The sequence below is a fragment of the Clostridium sp. genome (assembly GCF_030532265.1).
In the GTDB taxonomy this organism is placed as follows: domain Bacteria; phylum Bacillota; class Clostridia; order Clostridiales; family Clostridiaceae; genus Clostridium.
In genome coordinates, this window is sequence record NZ_JAUNLM010000026.1 from 1 (window position 1) to 23,075 (window position 23,075).

21 protein-coding genes are annotated in these 23,075 nt (G+C 27.3%); 4 read left to right on the forward strand and 17 right to left on the reverse strand.

What is annotated here, in order from left to right; all coding sequences use genetic code 11:
- Positions 1–46: 46 nt before the first annotated feature.
- The 10 genes from Q4E08_RS07150 to Q4E08_RS07195 all read right to left on the reverse strand — a co-directional run bounded on the left by Q4E08_RS07150 (position 47) and on the right by Q4E08_RS07195 (position 10,038).
- A complete protein-coding gene (locus Q4E08_RS07150) occupies positions 47–1,357 on the reverse strand; it encodes a class II D-tagatose-bisphosphate aldolase, non-catalytic subunit (RefSeq protein WP_303129678.1) in 1,311 nt (436 codons plus the stop codon).
- Positions 1,358–1,377: 20 nt separating this feature from the next.
- Positions 1,378–2,235 carry a tagatose bisphosphate family class II aldolase gene (locus tag Q4E08_RS07155; RefSeq protein WP_303129740.1) on the reverse strand — a complete coding sequence of 286 codons (858 nt, stop codon included), beginning with the start codon at positions 2,233–2,235 and terminating at the stop codon, positions 1,378–1,380.
- A gap of 49 nt (positions 2,236–2,284) precedes the next feature.
- Complete coding sequence (gene agaF, locus Q4E08_RS07160; RefSeq protein WP_303129680.1) at positions 2,285–2,719, reverse strand: PTS galactosamine/N-acetylgalactosamine transporter subunit IIA; 435 nt, start codon at positions 2,717–2,719, stop codon at positions 2,285–2,287.
- Positions 2,720–2,742: 23 nt separating this feature from the next.
- The gene (locus tag Q4E08_RS07165; protein ID WP_303129682.1) at positions 2,743–3,906 is read right to left on the reverse strand and encodes an SIS domain-containing protein; all 1,164 of its coding nucleotides are present in this window, start codon (positions 3,904–3,906) and stop codon (positions 2,743–2,745) included.
- Positions 3,907–3,975: 69 nt separating this feature from the next.
- The gene (locus Q4E08_RS07170) at positions 3,976–4,704 is read right to left on the reverse strand and encodes a GntR family transcriptional regulator (RefSeq protein WP_303129684.1); all 729 of its coding nucleotides are present in this window, start codon (positions 4,702–4,704) and stop codon (positions 3,976–3,978) included.
- A 164-nt stretch (positions 4,705–4,868) separates the two neighbouring features.
- Positions 4,869–5,720 (reverse strand): PTS system mannose/fructose/sorbose family transporter subunit IID, encoded by an 852-nt coding sequence (locus Q4E08_RS07175; RefSeq protein ID WP_303129686.1) that lies wholly within the window; start codon positions 5,718–5,720, stop codon positions 4,869–4,871.
- Entirely contained in the window at positions 5,710–6,477 is a 768-nt protein-coding gene (agaW, locus tag Q4E08_RS07180) for a PTS N-acetylgalactosamine transporter subunit IIC (RefSeq protein ID WP_303129688.1), read from the reverse strand. Before agaW ends, Q4E08_RS07175 begins: the two co-directional genes overlap by 11 nt.
- A 65-nt stretch (positions 6,478–6,542) precedes the next feature.
- Positions 6,543–7,019, reverse strand: coding sequence for a PTS galactosamine transporter subunit IIB (agaB, locus tag Q4E08_RS07185; RefSeq protein ID WP_303129690.1), 477 nt, complete (start codon positions 7,017–7,019; stop codon positions 6,543–6,545).
- Between the two features lie 127 nt (positions 7,020–7,146).
- Positions 7,147–7,701 (reverse strand): hypothetical protein, encoded by a 555-nt coding sequence (locus Q4E08_RS07190; RefSeq protein ID WP_303129692.1) that lies wholly within the window; start codon positions 7,699–7,701, stop codon positions 7,147–7,149.
- A gap of 177 nt (positions 7,702–7,878) precedes the next feature.
- A complete protein-coding gene (locus Q4E08_RS07195) occupies positions 7,879–10,038 on the reverse strand; it encodes a Tex family protein (RefSeq protein ID WP_303129694.1) in 2,160 nt (719 codons plus the stop codon).
- A 152-nt stretch (positions 10,039–10,190) separates the two neighbouring features.
- On the opposite strand from Q4E08_RS07195, the gene Q4E08_RS07200 reads away from it, so the two are divergent.
- From Q4E08_RS07200 to Q4E08_RS07210, 3 genes are all read left to right on the forward strand, one after another.
- A complete protein-coding gene (locus Q4E08_RS07200) occupies positions 10,191–10,523 on the forward strand; it encodes a hypothetical protein (RefSeq protein WP_303129697.1) in 333 nt (110 codons plus the stop codon).
- Between the two features lie 80 nt (positions 10,524–10,603).
- Complete coding sequence (locus Q4E08_RS07205; protein ID WP_303129699.1) at positions 10,604–11,962, forward strand: M28 family metallopeptidase; 1,359 nt, start codon at positions 10,604–10,606, stop codon at positions 11,960–11,962.
- Positions 11,963–12,058: 96 nt separating this feature from the next.
- Entirely contained in the window at positions 12,059–12,649 is a 591-nt protein-coding gene (locus Q4E08_RS07210) for a metal-dependent hydrolase (RefSeq protein WP_303129701.1), read from the forward strand.
- 54 nt (positions 12,650–12,703) lie between these two features.
- Here the strand turns inward: Q4E08_RS07210 and Q4E08_RS07215 are convergent, their stop codons facing one another.
- From Q4E08_RS07215 to Q4E08_RS07245, 7 genes are all read right to left on the reverse strand, one after another.
- Complete coding sequence (locus tag Q4E08_RS07215; protein ID WP_303129703.1) at positions 12,704–12,967, reverse strand: hypothetical protein; 264 nt, start codon at positions 12,965–12,967, stop codon at positions 12,704–12,706.
- Between the two features lie 96 nt (positions 12,968–13,063).
- Positions 13,064–14,168, reverse strand: a protein-coding gene (gene prfB / locus Q4E08_RS07220) for a peptide chain release factor 2 (protein ID WP_303129709.1) whose coding sequence is annotated in 2 segments (ribosomal slippage) — positions 13,064–14,101 and positions 14,103–14,168 — 1,104 coding nt in all. Because the reading frame shifts where the segments join, the coding sequence is not laid out codon by codon here.
- Between the two features lie 70 nt (positions 14,169–14,238).
- Positions 14,239–16,764, reverse strand: coding sequence for a preprotein translocase subunit SecA (gene secA, locus Q4E08_RS07225; RefSeq protein WP_303129711.1), 2,526 nt, complete (start codon positions 16,762–16,764; stop codon positions 14,239–14,241).
- Between the two features lie 198 nt (positions 16,765–16,962).
- On the reverse strand, positions 16,963–17,490 hold the full coding sequence (raiA, locus tag Q4E08_RS07230; protein ID WP_303129713.1) for a ribosome-associated translation inhibitor RaiA: 528 nt from the start codon (positions 17,488–17,490) through the stop codon (positions 16,963–16,965).
- 440 nt (positions 17,491–17,930) lie between these two features.
- A complete protein-coding gene (locus tag Q4E08_RS07235) occupies positions 17,931–18,566 on the reverse strand; it encodes a ComF family protein (protein ID WP_303129715.1) in 636 nt (211 codons plus the stop codon).
- Positions 18,539–19,519 carry a hypothetical protein gene (locus tag Q4E08_RS07240; protein WP_303129717.1) on the reverse strand — a complete coding sequence of 327 codons (981 nt, stop codon included), beginning with the start codon at positions 19,517–19,519 and terminating at the stop codon, positions 18,539–18,541. Before Q4E08_RS07240 ends, Q4E08_RS07235 begins: the two co-directional genes overlap by 28 nt.
- A 12-nt stretch (positions 19,520–19,531) precedes the next feature.
- Positions 19,532–21,775: an ATP-dependent RecD-like DNA helicase gene (locus Q4E08_RS07245; protein ID WP_303129719.1), complete on the reverse strand. Its 2,244-nt coding sequence runs from the start codon at positions 21,773–21,775 to the stop codon at positions 19,532–19,534.
- A gap of 123 nt (positions 21,776–21,898) precedes the next feature.
- Here Q4E08_RS07245 and nagA point away from each other — a divergent pair, with 123 nt between their 5' ends.
- The gene (gene nagA / locus Q4E08_RS07250; RefSeq protein ID WP_303129721.1) at positions 21,899–23,035 is read left to right on the forward strand and encodes an N-acetylglucosamine-6-phosphate deacetylase; all 1,137 of its coding nucleotides are present in this window, start codon (positions 21,899–21,901) and stop codon (positions 23,033–23,035) included.
- The last annotated feature ends 40 nt before the right edge of the window (positions 23,036–23,075 follow it).

Sequence of the window (23,075 nt, forward strand, 5' to 3'; positions counted from 1 at the left end):
CACCTTAACTTATCATTGTCAATAAAATAACATTATATTTTTTGTATTATTTTATCGCAAAAATATAATCATCTATATATTCACCAATTCTATCCTTTAATAACTCTTTCGCCGAAATATTTAACTTACCTTCTCTAATTTTTTTAAATTGACTATGCATAAATTGACTTACTAAAGTTATTGGAATTTCAACTTTTTCTAAATTATCCATCATCTTTTCCAATGCAAAATTTACATCTTCTCTTGGCATATAATATCTACATCTATCTGATAAACTATATCTTCTATCAAATTTTATTTTTTCACTTGTACCTGAGTAATGTTTAATCCAATCCTTTGGATCTTTAACCATATTAAAATCTAATACATCCATAAACCTTGATAATTCTAAATCTGGATTATATTTTAATAATTCATTTTCCATTGCATTTAATTCAAAGGCACCTTCTCTAAAGCCAAATGTTAAAGCTGGTCCAACTTTTAAAATTATATATCCATCCTCAACCATTTCTCTCAAAGCTTTAGGCGTTTGATAATCAGTTGAGTGAGCTTCAAATACTAAATTATCATATTTCTTTATAGCATCACTTAATTCTTTTGCTGAATCTCTATTATATTCCCAAACATTATCACTACTAAATTCAACTCCTGGTTGCACAACTACTCCTACAACATAATCAAAAGCTTCTCGTAATCCTCTATTGTAAAAAGCTTCTTTAAATGTATTTACAGTTGTTTCAAAATCTTCTTTTCTTGTAACCTTTATTCCTTCTTCTTCATCATTCTCTATTTGTGCACCTCCAGGTATTGGAACTTCACTACCAATTATATAAACTGGATGGATTGCATTTTTATTTATATTTAACAATTCTTTATATGCATTTTCACATACCTCACAAAGAATAGCTGCTCTTTTAGCTATTATCTCATCTCCAAATTTTCCTGATTCAATATCGCCTTTAAGCGGCATACTTGTATCTAAATGAATTTTTGTAAATCCTGCAAGAACATATTCTCTAACTAATACTTTTGCATTTTCCATAGCTATTTTAGAATCTAAGTTTGTCCATGTTAAAGGTCCTAAATGATCTCCGCCAAGGATTATTCTTTCCTTTGGAAAATTATTTTTATAAGCTAAGTCATAAATATAATCTATATATTCTTTTGGTTTCATTCCAGTATATCCACCAAATTGATCTACTTGATTTGCTGTTGATTCAATTAAAAGATTCATATTAGTATCTCTTAATCTTTCTATCGCAGCCTCAATTACATATTGATTTGAACAACAAACAGAAAATATTCCTACTGTTTCTCCCATCTTATATTTATTAACTATTTCTTTAATAGGATGCATTTATATTATTCACCTCTTTTTTAAGCTTTATTATCACTTCCACATATAATTATCTTGTGTTTAACTATATCTCTCATTGCTTCTTTACCAGGTGTCATATATTTTCTTGGATCATTAGCTTCTGGATGATTCACAAAATATTTCTTTACAGCATCTGAAAAAGGTATTTTTAAATCTGTAGCTACATTAACTTTACATATTCCACACCTTATAGCTTCTTTAACTAATTCATCAGGCACATCTGATGCACCATGTAAAACTAAAGGAATAGAAACTTTTTCTCTTATTTCTTTTAATCTTTCAAAATCAAGCTTTGCTTTTCCTTTATATAGTCCATGAGCAGTACCAATTGCAACTGCTAATGAATCTATACCAGTTTTATCAACAAAATCTTTAGCTTGGTCAGGATTTGTATAAATTGTATCTTTTTCATCAACAACCAAATCATCTTCCTGCCCACCAAGTCTTCCAAGCTCTGCCTCAACTGTAGCATCAAATTTATGAGCATATTCAACAACTTCTTTAACTATTTTTATATTATTTTCATACTTTTCATAAGATGCATCAATCATTGCTGACTTAAAACCTTTGTCTATATAATCTTTTATATCACTTATATCCTCAAAATGATCTAAATGTATAGCTATAGGAATTTTATATTTCTTTGCAGCAACCTCAGCCATTGAAACAATATAATCAGCGCCAGCATATTTAATAGTTGATGGTGTTCCAGCTAATATAACTGGTGACTTTAGTTCTGATGCAGTTTCAACAACAACTTGTAAAGTTTCTAAGTTGTGTATATTAAATGCTGGTACCGCATATCCCTCTCTTTGAGCTTTTTTAAGCATTTCTCTAGTTGATAATATTTTTCCCATTCTCTTTACCCTCTTTCTTAAAACTCTTATAACTGTTCCTAAGTTCATATTAAATTCCATATACAAAATCTACTTCTTCATTATTTTCTTTCTTTACTTCAAAAGCTTTTATTGAATTATTTCCTGAATTAATAGCAAAATCTATTAACTCATTAACATTCATTCCATCTCTACATAATGAAACTTCAAGAAGCATTCCAAGATTTGTCCCTGCTAATACTCTCATATTCTTATTTTGTAATTTTTGACTTAATAGAACTGAAATTTTAAAAGGAGATCCACCTGCTAAATCTGAAAGAACTAAAATTTCATCAGTATTTAATTCTGAAATTGCACATTTTAATTTTTTTTCTAAAGCTTCTGTACTATCCCCTTCAATAAAATCTACACATCTTAAATTTTCTTGCGCTCCTGCAATAAGCTTTAATGAACTTAATATACCTGTTGCAAAATTTCCATGACCTGTTAATATTATTCCTACCATTTAAAATTCCCCCTACTTATAGACTATTTCTTATATTCATGTATTATTACACCCTTTACTACTCTATTTACTGTTCCATCAGGTCTTGGATTATCTGGAGATATTCCTAACTTAAGTGAACTAAATAATCCAAACATTTGTCCAAAAAGCATGTAATTAAATACTGTATATATTTCTGGAATATCCTGCCCATCTATTTCTATATACTTATCACATAATGAATTAAGTTCATTGTTTTTGTTATAGCTAATTACAGCTAATTTATGCCCTCCATTGTCTCCATGTATTTCTTTTATTAAATCCAAATCATAAAGATTTGTATAACTATTTATTGAATTCATAAAAATAACTAATGTATTATCATCTATAATAGACTTTGGACCATGCCTAAATCCTAAAACTGATTCACAAACAGTAACTATCTTTCCACTAGTTAACTCTAAATTTTTAAGAGCCATTTCTTGACATAATCCCTTTAATGCTCCTGAACCTAAATAAACAACTCTATTACATCCTAAATCTACAAGCTCTTTAACATCTTTAAATTTATTTTCTAATATTTTTTCTCCTTGCTTTACAACTATATCAACATATTTTTTATTTTCCTTTAAATTATCTATATCAAAAGCTAATAATGTTGCAAGCACCATACAACTAAAAGAACTTGTCATTGCAAAACTTTGATCATTTGACCTTTCTGGCATTAATAAACATAGTGTGTTTTCATATTCTTCTGATTTCTTAGCTAATTCACCATTTTTATTACATGTAATAACCATTTGTGCTATATCTTTAACATTATTTTGAAATAATTCATAAGCACCAATACTTTCTGGACTATTTCCTGATCTTGCAAATGATACTAATATTGTTTTTGTGTCTTCTTCTATAAATTCATATGGGTTTGATACCAAATCAGTTGTTGCAATTGCTTCAACTCTTAAATTTAACTTTTTAGCTAAATATAAATAAATAGTATCTCCTACATAATCTGATGTACCTGCACCAGTTAAAATTATTCTAGTTTTTTCAGTTAAGTTTTTATTTAAAAAATTTTTGATATTTTCTTTATTATTTTCTATGATTTCATAAGTTTGTTTCCAAAGCTCAGGTTGTTGCCTTATCTCTTTAGCAGTAAATATACCATTAACCTCTCCCCAAAATTCCTCTGTTAATTCAAAAATCATTTTATTACCCTCCTTAACTGATAATGTTGTCATTACCACCTGTTTTAAAAATTTTTATTTTTATTTAATTTAATTATTATTTAACTGAACTCTATATTTAAATTTATCTCCTCTTACTATACTTACTGTATATTCTATTAATCTTTTACTTTCATAAGTATATCTTTCGATCTTTAAACTAGGAGCTCCTTCATGTATTTCTAAATAAATACTTTCTAGCTTATTAGTTAATATAGGCTCAAAATATTCTTCTGCAAATGTTAAGTTTGCATTATACTCTTCTTTAAGTACATCATACATGGCTTTGCCTTCTAATTTTTCTTTAGATAATTCATAAAATCTTTCAAATGGTAAATATGTAACTTCATACATCATAGGTACATTATCAGCTTTCCTAACTCTTACTAATTTATAAAGTAACTCTTCAGCTTTAATATTGAATTTATTTGAAATCTTTTCTCCAGCTTCTACTATCTCAAAATTAATTATTTGAGAAGATGGCTCTTTCCCAATTTTTTTCATTTCGTTTGTAAAAGAATAAAATGATACTAAATCTTGATTAACCCTTTTTGGCGCTACAAACGTACCTTTTCCATGTAACTTATATATATAACCATCTCTTTCTAATTCATCTAAAGCTTGTCTTACCGTAGTTCTACTTACATCATATATATCACATATTTCTCTTTCTGATAATAATCTATCATTTTCTTTTAAACCTTTATTAATTTTATCTATCAGTATATCCATAAGCTGTAAGTATAGAGGTATCTTAGAACTTTTATCTATTACTTTCACTGTTAATTACCACCTTGTTTATAATTATAATTTAATTATAATCAATTACAAACTAATTTTTCAATATAAACTTTAAATTTTCAAACTGGTAACTACCTATTTATATTTTACAATAAAATAGGGGGACTTAATTAAGTAATCCCCCAAAGTTTAATATTTTTAATTTATAATATACCAATTGCCTTTCCTAAAATACCAATTACTACAGTAGCTCCTATTAACATAATAGGTGACATACCTTTCTTAAGAAGCTTATACATTAAAAATGTATAAAGTAAAGGTAAAAGATTTGGCATTACGGCATCTAAAACTCCTTCTTGAATCTTTACTTCAGCTTGACCAACTGTTGCAACAAATGTAGTCTTTAAGTTAACCATTGATGCTATAAGCCCACCAACAACTGTTAATCCAACAATTGAAGCTGCATGTGAAATCTTTTTAGTTTGCTCTTTTAAATTTGAAATAGCTTTAACACCTGTGTTGTAACCATACTTCATTAAGAAAAATCTTAGGAAGAAATGTAATGCATTAAATAATAATAAAAATACTATAGGTCCTGCAATATTTCCTTGACTTGCAAGTGATGCTCCTACACCAACGCAAATTGGAAGTGCTGTAAGCCAAAATAAAGCATCTCCAATTCCGCCTAAAGGTCCCATTGTAGCAACCTTTATAGCTCTTATTGTATTTCTATCTTCTTTATTTTCTTCCATGGCAATTACAAGTCCCATTATAAATGTAACTAAGAATGGATGTGTATTAAAAAACTCCATATGATCTTTCATTGAATCTGAAAGGTCTTTTTTGTTTGTATGAATTTTCTTAAGACCTGGTAATAATCCATATAACCATCCACACGCCTGCATTCTTTCATAATTAAAAGATGCTTGAAGGAATAAAGATCTCCATACCATTTTATTTAAATCTTTATTAGTTATTACCTTATCAGTTCTAGCATCTTTATATCCTAAGCTAACTGATTCAGATGCTTGTTTATATTCTACTTTAGATGCCATCTTCATACTCCTCCTTTACAACAACTTTTTCAGGTTCATTAGATTTTGCATAATAATCATATAAAGCTATGCATAATCCAATTAAAGCAAGGGCTAATATTGGAATATTGAAGTAAGTTACTAATAAAAATCCACCAATTAAGAAAGCAACATATTCTTTCTTAAGCATAATTTTAAGTAACATAGCAAATCCTATAGCTGGCATCATTCCACCTGCTACTGATAATCCTTCAATTATAACAGTAGGAATTTTATTAACTATTGCAGCAGCTTGTTCTGCTCCAAAGAATATTGGTAAAAATCCACATATGAAATATGATATAAATAAAACTACCATTCCCATATAGTTAATTTTATCAATTCCTTTGGTGTTTGCTTCTTCCGCATATTTATCAGCTTTATGCATTACTGGTGAAAAAATAGTAAATAATAATGTAATTCCAGCTTGTGCAGCTACAGCAAATGGAATAGCAACTCCAATTGCTGCTTGAGGATCAAGTTTTCCTAGAATTGCAATACTTGTACCTATAATACCTCCGATAACAACATTTGGTGGTTGTGCGCCAGCTAGTGGTACCATTCCCATAAATACAACTTCTAAAGAAGCTCCTACAATAAGTCCAGTAGTCATATCTCCAAGTATAAGTCCTACAATTGGTCCTGTTACTATTGGCCTGTGTATATGTGTTAATCCATCGAACATATCGATACCAGCTATACCAGCCCAGATAGCAATTAACAATGCTTCTACTAACATTTAAAAGTTCCCCCTTTATTAAATTTTAAAATATATTAAATAATTAAAATGAAAGCAACTTAGAATTAAACGTACTTTTCTATGTCAACTTCAACTCTTTCGTCAGGAACTCTTCTAATTTCAACTTTAATACCTAAGTCAATAATTTTTCTTATTGTCTTTTTATCATCTTCATCTAGTGATACTGTTGATGAGATTTGTTCTTTTCCTTCACTAAAATGCATATTTCCTATATTTAATTCTTTTATTGGTACCCCACCTTCTATAAGTCTTAATGCATCTTGTGGTGTTCTACAAACTAAAAATATTTTTTGTCTATCTGAAGCTTTATGAATTATATTTATTGTTTTATCTATTGTAAAAAATCTTGTTTGTATTGCGTCTGGTAAAACCATTTCCATTAAGCTTTGTTGAACAGGATCTGCTGCAACTTTATCATTTGCAACTAATATTAAATTAGCACCTAAATGATTTACCCAAGTTACTCCAACTTGTCCATGTATAAGACGATTATCCACTCTTGTTAATAAAATATTTGGCATTTTAACTCCTCCCAACTCCAAGTGGTAAGTACCACTTTATTTAAAACATAATTTTTTATAAGCTTTTATATAATTTCTTCTCTCTATTAATTAATATTTATATTTTTTTATTTTTATTACATATTTTTTATTCTTTTATTGATGTTCTAAAAAATATCTTATAGCTGACTAAATTTATAAAAGATATTAAGATTAAGAATAATAAAGATACTTCTACTGATATGACTTTCATTACTATAAGATAAAACAGTAGACTTAAAAGATACATTATTACTAAAGTACATATATTAAAGTTTTTTCTTGAGTTATTTATTATTTCTAACATTTTTTCTTCACTTAAATCTTGTTCTTTATATTTTTTTGCAAAAATAGATGGTACTACTTCTCCTATTATTTTTTTACTTATTAAATCACAAATAAATATTATAAATACTCCTATTATTGAAATTAAAAATATATCATAGGTTTTTATATTTAAATTTAATATTGTTTCTATTAACTTAAAGGCTAAAAATAATGTTCCACCAACCAAAGAGATTATAGGTAATGCTACTATAATCATTACAGATGATAATTTTGCATTTAACTTTATACTTTTATCCTTATTCATATTAATAGTAAACATAAACATTGATATAAAAGTGAGAACCATCACTATTAAAATTGATAATATATATTTCATATTTTCCTCCTTTCTAATAATATTATATCATCCATTTTTTACCACAAACAAGAAAACGTTCTCTAAAAATTCCGATTAATTTCATAAAAAAATGCCTATCTAATTAATTAAGATAGACATTTTTTTACATGTATTATATAGTCTTCAAACTTTATATAATAAAAATATTATTTTTTACTATTCAACCTCTTTCATAGAAAGTGCTATTCTTTTTCTTTTTTCATCAACATCTAATACTTTAACTTTTATTACGTCTCCAACCTTAACTATATCAAGTGGATGTTTAACAAATTTATTAGCCATTTGACTTTTATGAACTAGCCCATCTTGATGTACTCCAATATCTACAAAAGCTCCAAAGTCTGAAACATTTCTAACTGTTCCCATAAGTATCATACCAGACTTTAGATCTTTTAATTCTATAACTCCTGTTTTTAATATTGGTTTTGGCATATCTTCTCTTGGATCTCTACCAGGTTTTTGTAATTCTTTAATTATATCCTTAAGAGTAAGTTCTCCAACTTTAATTTCTTTTGATAGATTATTTAATCCTTTTTTGTTAACTCTTTCTTCTATGTCAGTTAGCTTTTTATTTTTTAAATCATCTATAGTATATCCTAAAATTTCTATAAGCTTTTTAGCTGCATCATATGATTCAGGATGAACTGAAGTATTATCTAATGGATTTTTACTTTCCATAACTCTTAAAAAACCTGCACATTGTTCAAATGCTTTTTGACCTAATCTCTTAACTTTAAGCAATTCTTTTCTTGATTTAAATAAACCAACTTCGTCTCTATAAGCTACTATATTATCAGCAATACTTGAATTTATTCCTGATATATGTGTTAAAAGGCTTGGTGTTGCTGTATTTAAATCTACTCCAACCTTATTTACTGAATCTTCTACTACACCATTTAAAGATTCCTCTAATCTTTTTTGAGTTACATCATGTTGATATTGTCCTACTCCAATTGCCTTTGGATCTATTTTTACAAGTTCAGCAAGTGGGTCTTGAAGTCTTCTTCCTATTGATATAGCTCCTCTAACTGTAACATCTAAGTCTGGATATTCTTTACTTGCAAGTTTTGATGCTGAATAAACTGATGCTCCTGCCTCTGAAACAATAACATAAGCTACTTCTTTTCCTGTTTCATCTTTTATTTCTTTTATCATCTCACTTATAACTTCTTCTGATTCTCTTGAAGCTGTTCCATTACCAAGTGATATAACATCAACACTATATTTTTTAATAAGATTTTTTAATGTATTTTTTGTTCCTTCAACATCATTTTTGGGTGCAGTTGGATATACTGCTGTATTTTCTAAAAATTTACCTGTACTATCTAAAACTGCTATTTTACATCCAGTTCTAAATCCTGGGTCGTATCCCATAACTACTTTTCCTTTTATAGGAGCTTGAAGTAATAATGCTTTTAAATTCTCTTTAAATACATTTATAGCACCTTCTTCACCTTTATCTGTAAGTTCACTTCTTATTTCTCTCTCTATTGAAGGATATATAAGTCTCTTTAGTGAATCTTTTATTGCTTCACTTAATAATATATCAGTTTCCTTATTTCCTTTTAATAAATTTGATTCTAAGTAGCTTATTATTTTATCTTCATTTGAAACTATCTTTACAGAAAGAATTTTTTCCTTTTCTCCTCTATTTATAGCAAGTATTCTATGTGAAGGTATTTTCTTAACTTCTTCACTATAATCATAATACATTTCATATGGAGTTTGTTCTTCACTTCCACCTTTAGTTTCAATTAAACCTTCATTAAATACAAATGTTCTAATCCACTTTCTATATTTTGCTTCATCTGATATTATTTCTGCAACTATATCAAGCGCACCTTTAATTGCGTCTTCCTTACTATTTACATCCTTTTCTTCATTTATAAACTTCTCTGCCTCATCTTCTATATTGCCCTTAAATTCTCCACTTAAAATAAGTTCACCTAAAGGCTTTAAACCTTTTTCTAATGCAATTATAGCTCTAGTTCTCTTTTTAGGCTTAAATGGTCTATATATATCTTCTACTTCTGTTAAAGTATCTGCTTTTTTTAAGTTATTCTCTATTTCTTCAGTAAGATTTCCTTGCTCTTCAATTAATTTTCTTACAGTTTCTTTTCTTTCTTGTAAATTTCTCAAATAAACTAATCTTTCTTCTAAGTTTCTTAAAACTTCATCAGAAAGACCGCCTGTCATTTCTTTTCTATATCTAGCTATGAAAGGAACTGTATTCCCTCCATCTAATAACTCAATAACATTATTAATTATATTTAATTTAAGACCTAATTCTTTTGATAATCTATCATTAATATTCATTTTATACCTCCACACTTAAATTTCCTTATCTTTCTATTATACCCTATAATAAAATTTTGTTTTATAATATTTACTTAATATTACATATTGTAATTATGTTAAGTTCTAGTATAATTTTAATTGTAAATATTTTCCAGATTAGAGGTGTTTTTATGAATTCTCAAATTCAAAAAGTTATTTCTTTGCTATTAATAATTTTTATAACATTATTAACCTTTGATTACTTTAAAATAATAGAATTTTCTAGTATTTTAAGAGAATCTCTTTCTTTTTTAACCTTATCTTTAATATTAATATCATCAGTTTCTGTTATAACAGGTAAAAAAGCTGGTATGCATAAATTTATAAATTATGTTATTCTCACAACCACTCTTTTTGGTGGATTGCTTTTAATTTATCAATCTAAAGTTAATTTCTTAATATGCATATGTTTGTTATTTACTATAGTTTATGCAATTGTTGATATGCTATATAAAAAGGCTTAACTTAAACTTAATATTGTTTTTATCATAATAATTGCAGAAGGTTAATAAACTTTATTAAAACAATTTTTTAGGAGAATTTAATGAAGTCAAAAACTTATAAAATATTAACTGCTATTTCTGCAATTATTTTTATTTCATTTTTAATTTTAAGATGCTCTATTGATACATTTGATTCAAAAGATGTGAAAAATAATATTGAATTTCTTTCATCAGAGAAATTTGCAGGAAGACTTTGCGGAACAAAGGAAAATGATAATGTTTCAAACTACATATCTGAAACTTTTAAATCTTTAGGTTTAAAACCTTTAGATTCTGATTATAAAGAAAGTTTTCAAGTAGTAACCCCAATTAAAAATAATACAAGTGCTAAATTACAAATAACTAATTCAGAAAAAGTTATTAAAGACTTTAAATACGGAGAAGACTTTAAAGAAGATATGCTTAATTTTAAAATTTCAGATGTAACATTATCTTCTGATGATAGTATAAATATATCTCCATCTTCAATATCATTTAGAAAAGGTAAAGATATTTTTTTATTTTATGTTAGCAAAGAAAATAATTTTAATTTTAGAAGTTCTTTTGTATATGAATCACCAATATCATTTGCAATTGCTATATCAAAAGAAACCTATGATTATATGATAAAAAGCTTAAAAAAAGATTTGAAAATTTCAGTAACATTGCCTTATAAATTAGTCAATACAGAAACATTTAATGTAGTTGGAAAAATAGAAGGTAGAAATAATGATAATCCGCCATTAATTCTAACTGCTCACTTTGACCATATGGGTATTGATTGCTTGAATAACTTATATTGTGGAGCATTAGATAATGCATCTGGAACATCATTTTTATTAGAACTAGCTTCTTACTTATCATCTCTTCCAAAACCAAATAGAGATATTATATTTGTAGCCTTAAATGGAGAAGAATTTGGACTTTTGGGTTCTCAAAAATTCTCATCAAAATATAAAGATATTTTAAAAGATGCAAAAGTTATTAATTTTGATATGATAGGAGCAAAAAATTATCCTATTACATTTATTAGAGGTAGTAAATCTATAGATATGCCTTCACCTTTACTTAAAGATTTTGAAAATATATGTTTAACAAAAAATCAAGACTATAATATAAAATACGAAGATTCAAGCGATCATGCAAGTTTTATAAATAATAATTTTGATGCTTTAACTATATGTCATTCAGATGTTAGTAAAATCCACACTCCATCTGATAAAGTTGAAAATATATCTACAGATTCTGTTGATAATGTTTTCAAGGTTGTTGATAATTATTTAGTTAATGAACTTTATCCGAAAAGTAAATTATTTATTTTTAATCCTACATTACATGCAATTTCCTTCGTTTGCTTTTTAGTATTAATAAGTTATCCAATTTTAAAAAAAATTGAAAATCATAAAAATTCTCATTCATAATTTCAATATTTATAAATAAGATTTGTAATACTTGGCATATAACTATATAATGTGTATACTATGATTAAATAATTATTTTAAAAGGTGCTATAAGATATGACTAGAGAAACACATTCATCAGGAGGATTCTTTATTGCTCTTATTACATTAAACACTTTTATTACAAAATATTTAATAAATTATAATTTAGGTTATGCATTATTATCTATATTAATATTTTTCTATACTTCTCATGTTGGTTCACTTTTCCCTGATATAGATATGAAAAGTTCTTTTATTAGTAAAAGACACCCTTTTATATCAAGATTATTTGGAAGAAGATTTAGACATAGAGGTTTTACTCATAGCCTAGTATGTGTTTTTATTATATTTTTTGCATTTCAAGTTTTTATAAAAACGAGCAATAATAACATTATAGTTTTAAGTATGTGCTATGGCTTTTTATTAGGATATATATCTCACCTTTTTCTTGATTTATTAACAAAGGAAGGAATAGAACTTTTTTATCCTATTAAGGCTAATATAAGTATTTTCTTTATAAAAACTAATTCTAATGGAGAGAAATATTTTAATAGAACTCTAAAATTTTTGACAGCATTAACTTTAATATATAGCTTTTATGTTATAAGTAAAAATGTTTTTAACATTGATATTTTAGATTTATTAAAAATTAAACCTATAATTTAAAATTATAAAAGGTGAAATTAAAATTATAAACTTTAATTTCACCTTAAATTTTTATTATATACTTTTTATATATTCTACTTTACAAATACAGTCCTTTAAATCTTCAAGTCTAAGATCTTCAACATAAAGTTTTATTTTATATTTCTCACCTTTATAACTTATATTTACAATATTCTCATCGCCAATTTCTTCTTTTTCAATTATCTTATTCTCTTTAATAAATTCCTTAAATGATAATTCACTAAAAAAAGCTTCCCAAAATTCTTTTAAAGTAATTTCTTTATTAAGATAAATTTTCTCTAATTGTTCTTTATACATTTTTATACCTTCTTCTATAGTTAATTTAAATTTTTACTTCTTAATTATACTATATTTTATATTCTTTAATTAATATATTAATCCCTGCTTTATTTATTAATTTAGTTCACTTGAAAGATACGCATTTATAAATGAATCAATTTCACCATCCATGACAGCTTGAACATTTGATGTTTCTTCTCCAGTTCTATGGTCTTTAACCATATTATATGGATGGAATACATATGATCTTATTTGACTTCCCCATCCCATATCTTTAAGTTCTCCTGTTAAATCTTCTATTTTTTCTTTATGTGCTCTATCTTTTAATTCAATAAGCTTTGACTTTAACATATTCATAGCAGTATCTTTGTTAGCGAATTGACTTCTTTCATTTTGACACTGAACTACTATACCAGTTGGTATATGAGTTATTCTAATTGCTGATTCAGTTTTATTAACATGCTGTCCACCAGCTCCACTTGCTCTAAATGTATCAATTTTTAAATCATCAGGTCTTATATCTATGTCTTGATCTTTTGTAAGCTCAGGTAAAACTTCAACTGATGCAAAAGAAGTTTGTCTTTTACCATTAGCATTGTAAGGTGATATTCTAACTAATCTATGAATTCCCTTTTCTGCTTTTAAATACCCATATGCAAAATCACCTTTTACTTTTAATGTAACACTTTTTATTCCTGCTTCATCACCTTGTATTAAATCTAAAGTTTCAACAGTAAATCCTTTTTTCTCACACCATCTTGTATACATTCTTAGTAGCATTTCTGTCCAATCATTAGCATCAGTACCACCTACACCAACATGAAGTGTTAATATCACATCATTTTTATCATATTCACCTGAAAGCATTATTTCTATTCTATATTCTTCAACTAATTTATCTAATTCCTTTATTTCTGAAATTATTTCATTTATTGATTCATCATCATCTTCTTCCATAATTTCATTTAAAACTTCTATATCTTCTATTTTTCTTTCTAATAAATTAAATCTTTCTAATCTTGATTTTAAGAATTTACTTTCTTTTGTTACTTCTTCAGCTTGTTTTATATCATCCCAAAATCCTACCTCTTGCATTTTAAGATTTAATTCTTCAATTTGTTTTTCTAAAGCTTCCTTGTCAAAGTGAAGCCCTCATTTCATCTATTTTTGACTTTAAACTTGGCATTTTTCCTAATGCTTTTTCAAGCTCTATTCTCATACAAAATCACCTCTATCTTTAATCTTAAAGAGCATCGTTATGTTAAATAACGATGCCCAATATTTAAGCCCTATACTTCTCTGCCACAACAATTTTTAAATTTCTTTCCACTTCCGCATGGACAAGGTTCATTTCTTCCAACTGTTACTTCTTTTCTTACTGGTGCTTTCTTTTTAGGACTTTCTCCATCTCCACCACCAACATGAACTGCTTGTGTTTCCTTAGCAACTCTTTCTCTTTCTTCTGGTGCTTTTTCCATTTGAACGTGGAATAAATATTTAACTGTATCTACTTTTATAGCTTCAATCATTTCATCAAACATAGCACTACCTTCTACTTGATAGGCTTGAACTGGGTCTTGTTGCTTGAATGCTCTAAGTCCAATTCCTTGCTTTAAGTGATCCATATTATCTATATGATCCATCCATTTTATATCAACATTTTTAAGAAGTACAACTCTCTCTATCTCTCTAAGCTTTTCTTCTCCAAACTCAGCTTCTTTACCTTTATATATTTCTAATGCAATATTAATAAGTTTTTCTTTTATTTCATCATTTGAAAGATTTAATAAATCATCAATAGTTACTCTATTTGCAGGAAGACATATGTCATCTAGATAAAGAATTAAATTTTTAAATTCTTTTTCATAGTTATCCTCTACTCCTGTAATATGCGCATCAACTGCATCACTTATTACTTCTTTTATCATTTCTTCAATTTGTTCTTTTAAGTTTTCTCCTTCAAGAACTTGACTTCTTTGCTTGTATATAACTTCCCTTTGCATATTCATAACATCATCATAGCCTAAAAGATTCTTTCTTATATCAAAGTTATGTCCTTCAACTTTCTTTTGAGCACTTTCTATTGATCTTGTTATTATTTTACTTTCAATTGCATCATCTTCTTCTAAGCCAAGCTTATCAACCATAGCATGAGTTTTCTCTGACATGAATATTCTCATTAAATCATCTTCTAATGAAACAAAGAATGTTGATTCCCCTATATCTCCCTGTCTACCTGAACGTCCTCTAAGCTGATTATCTATTCTTCTTGATTCATGTCTTTCAGTACCAATTATCTTAAGTCCACCAACTTCTAATGCACCTTCACCTAACTTAATATCTGTACCTCTACCAGCCATATTTGTTGCGATAGTTACTGATCCAACTTCTCCAGCATCAGCTATAATTTCTGCTTCTTGTTCATGATACTTAGCATTTAAAACTTTATGCTTAATTCCCTTTTTCTTTAAAAGAGATGATATTATTTCTGATTTTTCTATACTTGATGTACCAACAAGCACTGGTTGACCTTTTTCATGAGCCTTTTCAATTTCTTCAACTATAGCATTATATTTTCCTCTAGCTGTTTTATATACTATATCATCATTATCAACTCTTTGAACCGGTCTGTGTGTTGGAACTACTATAACATCTAATCCATAAATTTCTCTAAATTCATTTTCCTCTGTTAAAGCAGTACCTGTCATACCTGATAATTTATTATACATTCTGAAATAATTTTGGAATGTTATTGTTGCTAAAGTTTTTGACTCTCTTGCTATTTTAACTCCTTCTTTTGCTTCAATAGCTTGGTGAAGACCATCTGAATATCTTCTACCTTCCATAAGTCTTCCTGTAAATTCATCAACAATTATAACTTCTCCATCCTTAACCATATAATCCTTATCACGTTTCATTACATAGTTGGCCTTTAATGCTTGAGTTACATAATGTTGTAATTGCATATTTTCAGCATCTGCATAGTTTTCAACTTTAAATGCTTTTTCTGCTTTTTCTATACCTTCTTCTGTAAGCATAGCAGCATTTGCTTTTTCATCTATAGTATAATCTTTTTCTTCAACTAAAGTTTTTACAAAATAATCTGCAACTTTATAAAACTCTGTTGACTTTTCTCCAGCACCTGAAATTATAAGTGGTGTTCTAGCCTCATCTATAAGAATTGAATCAACCTCATCTACAATTACAAAGTTAAGTCCTCTTTGAACTCTTTCTTCTTTATAAACAACCATGTTATCTCTTAAATAATCAAATCCAAATTCATTATTAGTTCCATATGTTATATCTGCATTATATGCATCTCTTCTTTGATTATTATTTAAATCATGGACTATAACTCCTGTTGTTAATCCTAAAAATTCATAAACTTGACCCATCCACTCTCTATCTCTGGCTGCTAAGTAATCATTAACTGTAATTACATGAACACCATCTCCTGATATTGCATTTAAATATGCAGGAAGTGTAGCAACTAATGTTTTACCTTCACCAGTTTTCATCTCTGCAATTCTACCTTGATGAAGGACTATACCTCCAATTAATTGCTCTCTGTAATGCTTCATATTTAACACTCTCCATGAAGCTTCTCTAACTACAGCAAATGCTTCTGGAAGTAAATCATCTAGTGATTCACCATTTTTATATCTTTCCTTGAATTCTTCTGTTTTTCCTCTAAGTTCTTCATCGCTTAATGCTCCCATCGCTGAATCTAAACTTTCTATCTTATCAACTAATGGTTTTATTCTCTTTACTTCTCTTTCACTATATGAGCCAAATAAGGCTTTAAATATTCCCATATATTCATCCTTTCAAACACTATAAATAATTATTAGTATTTTTCTATTTACATATTAGTATACATTTATAAATTATACCATTTTTACTTAATGTATTTCAACTTTCTAACAATTATTGATATTTTAAAATTAAAAAGCTCTATAAAGAAGTATAACCTTCTTTATAGAGTCCATATTTAGCTTATTAAATTTTGTATTTTACTTATAATCTGGTTCTAATAATCCATAATCTCCATCTTTTCTCTTATATAATACGCTTATTTCATTAGTTTCAGCATCTTTATAAACGAAGAAATTATGTCCTATAAGCTCCATTTGCAAAATAGCTTCTTCAACATCCATTGGCTTAACAGCAAATTTCTTTGTTTTTACAACTTTACCTTGATGTTCATCTTCTTGAGCATCTGCTGCAAGCTCTGAGAATTTTAATGAATTATTATGCTTTCTTGCAAGTTTAGTTCTTTGCTTTCTTATTTGTCTTTCTAACTTCTCTTCTACCTTATCTATTGATTTATACATATCTTCTGTCATTTCTTCAGCTCTAAGTAATATTCCGTTGAAAGGAATAGCTACTTCTATTCTATGTCTGTTCTTTTGAACTGATAATGTAGCCTTAGCATTTACATCACTTTCAAAATACTTATCAAGCTTTGAAACCTTCTTTTCTACCATATCTTTTAAAGCAGGAGTCAATTCAATGTTTTTTGTTACAACTGTTACTTTCATACGTCCAGCTCCTCTCAATACATTTAAGTTCAATTAGAAGACTTAAAATATTTATTTATTTTATATATTTATTTTACTACTTTTCTTATGTAAAGACAAGTTAGTTTTCTGAATTTACTGAAAATTATTTTTATTTATATTTTATCATAATTACCAAATTTTAAATAAAAAAATAATCCATATTAAAATGATACAAATTATCACTTTAATATGGATTATTTTTAGTAAAGTTAGCTGACCTGGTTTTTGCCCCCACACTCGCCTACTGGAGATTTCGCTACCCGGAATTAACCTCTCACTACTAACCCTCTCAAGTTAAAACTTGGTAGGACTTACTTCTATACCGCACCATGCTCACTAGAACTTTGTCTAGCTTATGTGGATCGTTTTGCCTGCGACTGGCATCGACTTTCAACCACAGACCTAACTTTACATTATTATTATATACGACTTTTAGCAATAGTCAATATTTTTATTTCACTAGCTCCACTTTCTTTTAAAACCTTCATTCCCTCTTGTATAGTTGCTCCAGTTGTAATTACATCATCTATTAAAATAAATTTCTTTCCTTCTACATACTTTTTATCTTTTACTTTAAAGGAATTTTTTATATTTTCTTTTCTCTCATTTTTACTCAATTCTTTTTGAATTTTTGTATCTTTACACTTTATTATTGTTTCTTTGTGTTCTAAATCTAATCTTTTAGATAATTTCTTAGCTATATATTCACATTGATTAAATCCTCTTTTTTTCATAGATTCTTTTCCAATAGGTATATAAGTTAATATATAATCTTTATCTATGTTTTTTATTTTAGACTCTAACATATCAACTAATATATCTCCCGCTAAAAAATCTTTCTTGAACTTAAACAAGTGTATTAAATCTTTAAGAGCTCCTTTATAGTATCCATAATACTCATCTTCTGTGCAACAATGTATTGTCTTTACACATTCATTACATATTCCATCTGCTTCTATTTCATTACATACAATACATTTATAAGGACTTTCAAATATTATATCTAGTATACTTTCTTTTAAATAATCTAATAACTTAAATATTCTTCTTCCCATAATTTTTTGTTAAACTCCCTAGTTATTTTTCTAGACATTTCAATTTCTTCACTTTCTTCTCTACAAACTAATATAACTTCTGAGAATTTATCTTTCTTTAAAGAAACCTTGCCACACATAAATAATATTTTTTTGTAATCTATATTTTTATCATCAGCACAAATAACTATTATTGCATTTATATTTGACGAATCTAGTACTTCTTCAATATTGTTTGTTATTAGAAATGTTGACTTATCTCTTAAATTTAATACATTACTTTTTAATTTTTTATCGGAACCTTTTAATATTCTAGCTCCTTTTAAAGTTACCTTTTTTGTATAATATTCATAAACCATATCTAATTCTTCCTTGTATGGAACATATATGGCAACATTTTTATTATTATTTTTAAACCAAAGTATATATTCATATAAAATATATGGTATATCATATCTTAAATCTATTCTTGTTGATATAACTCTAGGTTCTCTTAATATTTCTTCATCATTTATATACATAAAATCGGAATTATTATAATTTATACTAGAATATAATATTATTTTTTTTGAATGTTTTTTTAACCTTTCATATAAAATATCAAAATTATTTTTTGTTATATTTAAGTAATTACTTATATCATCTATTATTATAAGATCATATTTTTTGTTTAGATTATATAAAAATTTCAAATTCATAAATACTAAATTTTTATTTTCTAAATCATCTCTTGTAAATGTATAATAATGTTCTTTTTTATTTATATATGATAATAAGTCCTTATCTACTCTATCTCCTCCAAATAAATATAATACTTTATTTTTTTTTAATATAGCTTCTCTTATTACATCATATAAAACTTTATTTCCATGTAGTGGCTTATTTATTAAGGTTAATAATTCATTATCATTATTTAAAAAACTTATTATATTTTTTTTATTGAAACTAATCTCTCCCTTAGCTACCTTAGCCACATTAACCACCTTCTAATTATCATTTTCTATAATATCATTAGCTATTATGTCTTTTATTCTATGATTAAGAGCTGAATATCTCTCCATACTTTTTGTATTGCTTACCATAAATTTAAGTCCTTTTGGCATACCAACAACAACTACAAGTTCTTTTGCCCTTGTTATTCCAGTATATAAAAGATTTCTATTCATAAGAACAGGTGAACCCATAAATGAAGGTAATATTACTACTTTAAACTCACTTCCCTGACTTTTATGAATTGTTATAGCATAAGCTAGTTCTAATTCATCTAAATACACATAATCGTATTTAACTCTTCTCTCATCATCAAATACTACAGTTATTACTTTTTCTTCTTCATCTATTGACTGAATAAAGCCCATATCACCATTAAATACTCCAACACCTTCTGGTTCTCCTTCTCCTGATATTCTAGTCCATTTTAAGGAATAATTATTCTTAATTTGCATAACTTTATCCCCTTCTCTGAATATCATTTCCTTAACTTTCTTTTCTTTCTTATAATCTGCCTCAGGATTTAATATTGATTGTATCTTTTCATTTAAATTATTTACTCCAAGAGTTCCCTTTCTCATAGGTGTAAGTACTTGTATATCCTTTAATTTATCCCATTTATCGTTAAACTTAGGTAATCTTCTATTTATTAAATCAATTATTGTATTTAATATAGCTTCTGCACTTTCTTCCCTTATAAAGTAAAAATCATTTCCCTTTTTATTAAGATAAGGCATCTCCCCATTATTAATTCTATGTGCATTTACTGTAATTAGACTTTCAGAACCTTGTCTAAATATTTCTTTTAATCTAACAACTTTTATAAGCTCACTATTTATTAAATCTCTTAATACATTTCCAGGTCCTACTGATGGTAGTTGATCAACATCTCCAACAATTATTATTCTAGTTCCAAGTTTTATCGCTTTTAATAAATTATACATTAACATTACATCAATCATAGATGCTTCATCTATAATTATTACATCAGCTTGAAGAGGATCTGACTCTCCTTTTACAAATACAGACTTTTCTTCTTCTCTTTCATCCTGAACTCCCATATCAAGCAGTCTATGTATCGTTTTAGCTTCTCTTCCAGTAGATTCACTCATTCTCTTAGCCGCTCTTCCTGTTGGTGCTCCAAGAAGAACTTTCATTCCATTTTTTTCATATATATCCAATATACATTTTATAATTGTTGTTTTACCTGTACCTGGACCACCAGTTATAATTTCTATTCCTTCTGAAAATGCTGCAATTATAGCTTCCTTTTGAGATTTAGCAAGCTCAATATTATATTTTTTCTCAAAAAGTTCTATTTCATGCTCAACATCAGTATTTATAGTTCTAAAATTTTCTATACCAAGTGTAACTATTTTATTAGTTATTCCAAGTTCACAATAATAATAAGGCAATGTAAATACTGCCTCTTCTTCATTTATCTTTTCTGCTATAATTCTATTTTCAAGAACAGAATTATATATATTTTCTTCTACTATATCTTCTTTAACTACTAATGTATCACAAGCATCTTTTATCAACTTATCTTTTGGCATATAAGTGTTACCAGCAGCACAAAATTTATTTATTACATATTCTATTCCACTTTTAACTCTAAATGGAGATTCAGCTTCTACACCTAAGTTCATAGCGATTTTATCTGCTGTTTTAAAACCTATTCCTGATATTTCTTTACATAATATGTACGGATTATCTGAAACTATTTTTTTAGCATCTATACCAAACTTCTTGTATATTTTTATACATTGATTATTTGTTACTCCATGCGCTTGAAAAAACATTATTATATCTTTTAAATCTTTTTGTTCTATATATGATTCGTATATAATTCTAAATTTCTTTTGTCCTATACCTTCTATCTCCATAAGTCTTTCTATATTATTTTCTAAAACATCAAAGGTTTCTTCACCAAAATGATTAACTATCTTTTTAGCAGTTACAGGTCCTATTCCATATATTATTCCTGCACTTAAATATTTTTCTATAGCTTCTACTGATGTTGGAAGTATCTCTTCAAATTCCTCTATTTTAAATTGTTTCCCAAATTGTTTATGAACTATCCAGTCACCCTTTAATTTTACATTCTGACCTTCTTTCATAAATGGTACCGTACCAACAGCTGTTATAGTATCTTTATTCATATTTACTTTTGCAACTGTATAACCAGTATCTTCTCCTCTAAAAACAATTGCTTCAACAAATCCAACAATCTTTTCCATACCTTTTCTCCAAATCTTCAATATAAGTTATTTTTATTTTTTCCTGTATAATATATAATTATATCATAGAAAATTTAACATATATTCTATGGAATAAAAATTGAGAAATGTGGAGGTATTAATATGTTAATAAGAAATTGTAATATAATTTTCTTAGATAAAATAGAGATGGGATCAGTTTTAATAGAGAATGGTAAAATTAAAGAAATAAATCCTCAAAATGTACAAGATACGGAAATTATTGATGCTAATGGAATGTATCTTTCTCCTGGATTTATAGACGTTCACATTCATGGTGCTGGAGGATATGATACTATGGATGGAACATATGAAGCTATAAATGAAATTTCAAAAACTATTTGTAAATTTGGTACAACATCTTTTACCCCAACAACTATGACTGTTGCTATAGAAGATATAAGAAAATCAATGTCAGCTATTAAAGAAGCTAAGCTTAAGGGTACAGATGGTGCAAATGTATTAGGTGCACATCTTGAAGGTCCATTTATAAGCCCAAATGCCATTGGAGCTCAAAACCCAAACTTCTTGCAAATCCCTTCTATTGAAACATATAACAAAATGGTTGGAGATTGTGAAGATGCAGTAGTTTCTATAACAATTGCGCCTGAAGTTTCTGGTGCAAAAGAACTTATTAAATATTTAAGTGATAAAGGTGTTGTCTGCTCAATAGGTCATACAAAAGCTACTTATGAAGAGGCTGTTGAAGGTATTAAATGTGGATGTTCCCATTCTACTCACCTTTTCAATGCTATGACTCCATTTACTCATAGAGCTCCTGGAGTTGTTGGGGCAACATTTGATACTGATATTACAACTGAAACTATATCTGATGGTATTCATATATCATACCCTGCTCTTAGAGTTGCATATAAGCAAAAAGGAACTGATAAAGTTCTTTTAATAACTGATGCTATGATGGCTTGTGGTATGCCAGATGGAACTTATTCATTAGGTGGTCAAGAAGTTAAAGTTTCAGATGGTGCTGCTAGAATATTATCAGGGTCACTTGCAGGATCTATATTAACTCTTGATAAGGCTGTAAGAAATGTTTATGAAAATTCAAATTATCCATTATATGAAATTGTTAAAATGGCAACTTATAATGGTGCTAAACATTGCCATGTTGAAGATAGAAAAGGAATTATTAAAGAAGGATATGATGCTGACTTAATTCTTTTTGATGATAAAATAAATATTAAAAAAGTTATAGTAAATGGAAAAGTTGTACATGAGGCTTAATTATATAAAATAACAATTTAATTATTAAAATTAAATTATA

Excerpts from the sequence above, each read along its gene's own strand:
- Q4E08_RS07150 (WP_303129678.1), bottom strand. The coding sequence starts at position 1,357 with ATGCATCCTATTAAAGAAATAGTTAATAAATATAAGATGGGAGAAACA.
- Q4E08_RS07155 (WP_303129740.1), bottom strand. The coding sequence starts at position 2,235 with ATGGGAAAAATATTATCAACTAGAGAAATGCTTAAAAAAGCTCAAAGA.
- agaF (WP_303129680.1), bottom strand. The coding sequence starts at position 2,719 with ATGGTAGGAATAATATTAACAGGTCATGGAAATTTTGCAACAGGTATA.
- Q4E08_RS07165 (WP_303129682.1), bottom strand. The coding sequence starts at position 3,906 with ATGATTTTTGAATTAACAGAGGAATTTTGGGGAGAGGTTAATGGTATA.
- Q4E08_RS07175 (WP_303129686.1), bottom strand. The coding sequence starts at position 5,720 with ATGGCATCTAAAGTAGAATATAAACAAGCATCTGAATCAGTTAGCTTA.
- agaW (WP_303129688.1), bottom strand. The coding sequence starts at position 6,477 with ATGTTAGTAGAAGCATTGTTAATTGCTATCTGGGCTGGTATAGCTGGT.
- agaB (WP_303129690.1), bottom strand. The coding sequence starts at position 7,019 with ATGCCAAATATTTTATTAACAAGAGTGGATAATCGTCTTATACATGGA.
- Q4E08_RS07190 (WP_303129692.1), bottom strand. The coding sequence starts at position 7,701 with ATGAAATATATATTATCAATTTTAATAGTGATGGTTCTCACTTTTATA.
- Q4E08_RS07195 (WP_303129694.1), bottom strand. The coding sequence starts at position 10,038 with ATGAATATTAATGATAGATTATCAAAAGAATTAGGTCTTAAATTAAAT.
- Q4E08_RS07200 (WP_303129697.1), top strand. The coding sequence starts at position 10,191 with ATGAATTCTCAAATTCAAAAAGTTATTTCTTTGCTATTAATAATTTTT.
- Q4E08_RS07205 (WP_303129699.1), top strand. The coding sequence starts at position 10,604 with ATGAAGTCAAAAACTTATAAAATATTAACTGCTATTTCTGCAATTATT.
- Q4E08_RS07210 (WP_303129701.1), top strand. The coding sequence starts at position 12,059 with ATGACTAGAGAAACACATTCATCAGGAGGATTCTTTATTGCTCTTATT.
- Q4E08_RS07215 (WP_303129703.1), bottom strand. The coding sequence starts at position 12,967 with ATGTATAAAGAACAATTAGAGAAAATTTATCTTAATAAAGAAATTACT.
- secA (WP_303129711.1), bottom strand. The coding sequence starts at position 16,764 with ATGGGAATATTTAAAGCCTTATTTGGCTCATATAGTGAAAGAGAAGTA.
- raiA (WP_303129713.1), bottom strand. The coding sequence starts at position 17,490 with ATGAAAGTAACAGTTGTAACAAAAAACATTGAATTGACTCCTGCTTTA.
- Q4E08_RS07235 (WP_303129715.1), bottom strand. The coding sequence starts at position 18,566 with ATGGGAAGAAGAATATTTAAGTTATTAGATTATTTAAAAGAAAGTATA.
- Q4E08_RS07245 (WP_303129719.1), bottom strand. The coding sequence starts at position 21,775 with ATGGAAAAGATTGTTGGATTTGTTGAAGCAATTGTTTTTAGAGGAGAA.
- nagA (WP_303129721.1), top strand. The coding sequence starts at position 21,899 with ATGTTAATAAGAAATTGTAATATAATTTTCTTAGATAAAATAGAGATG.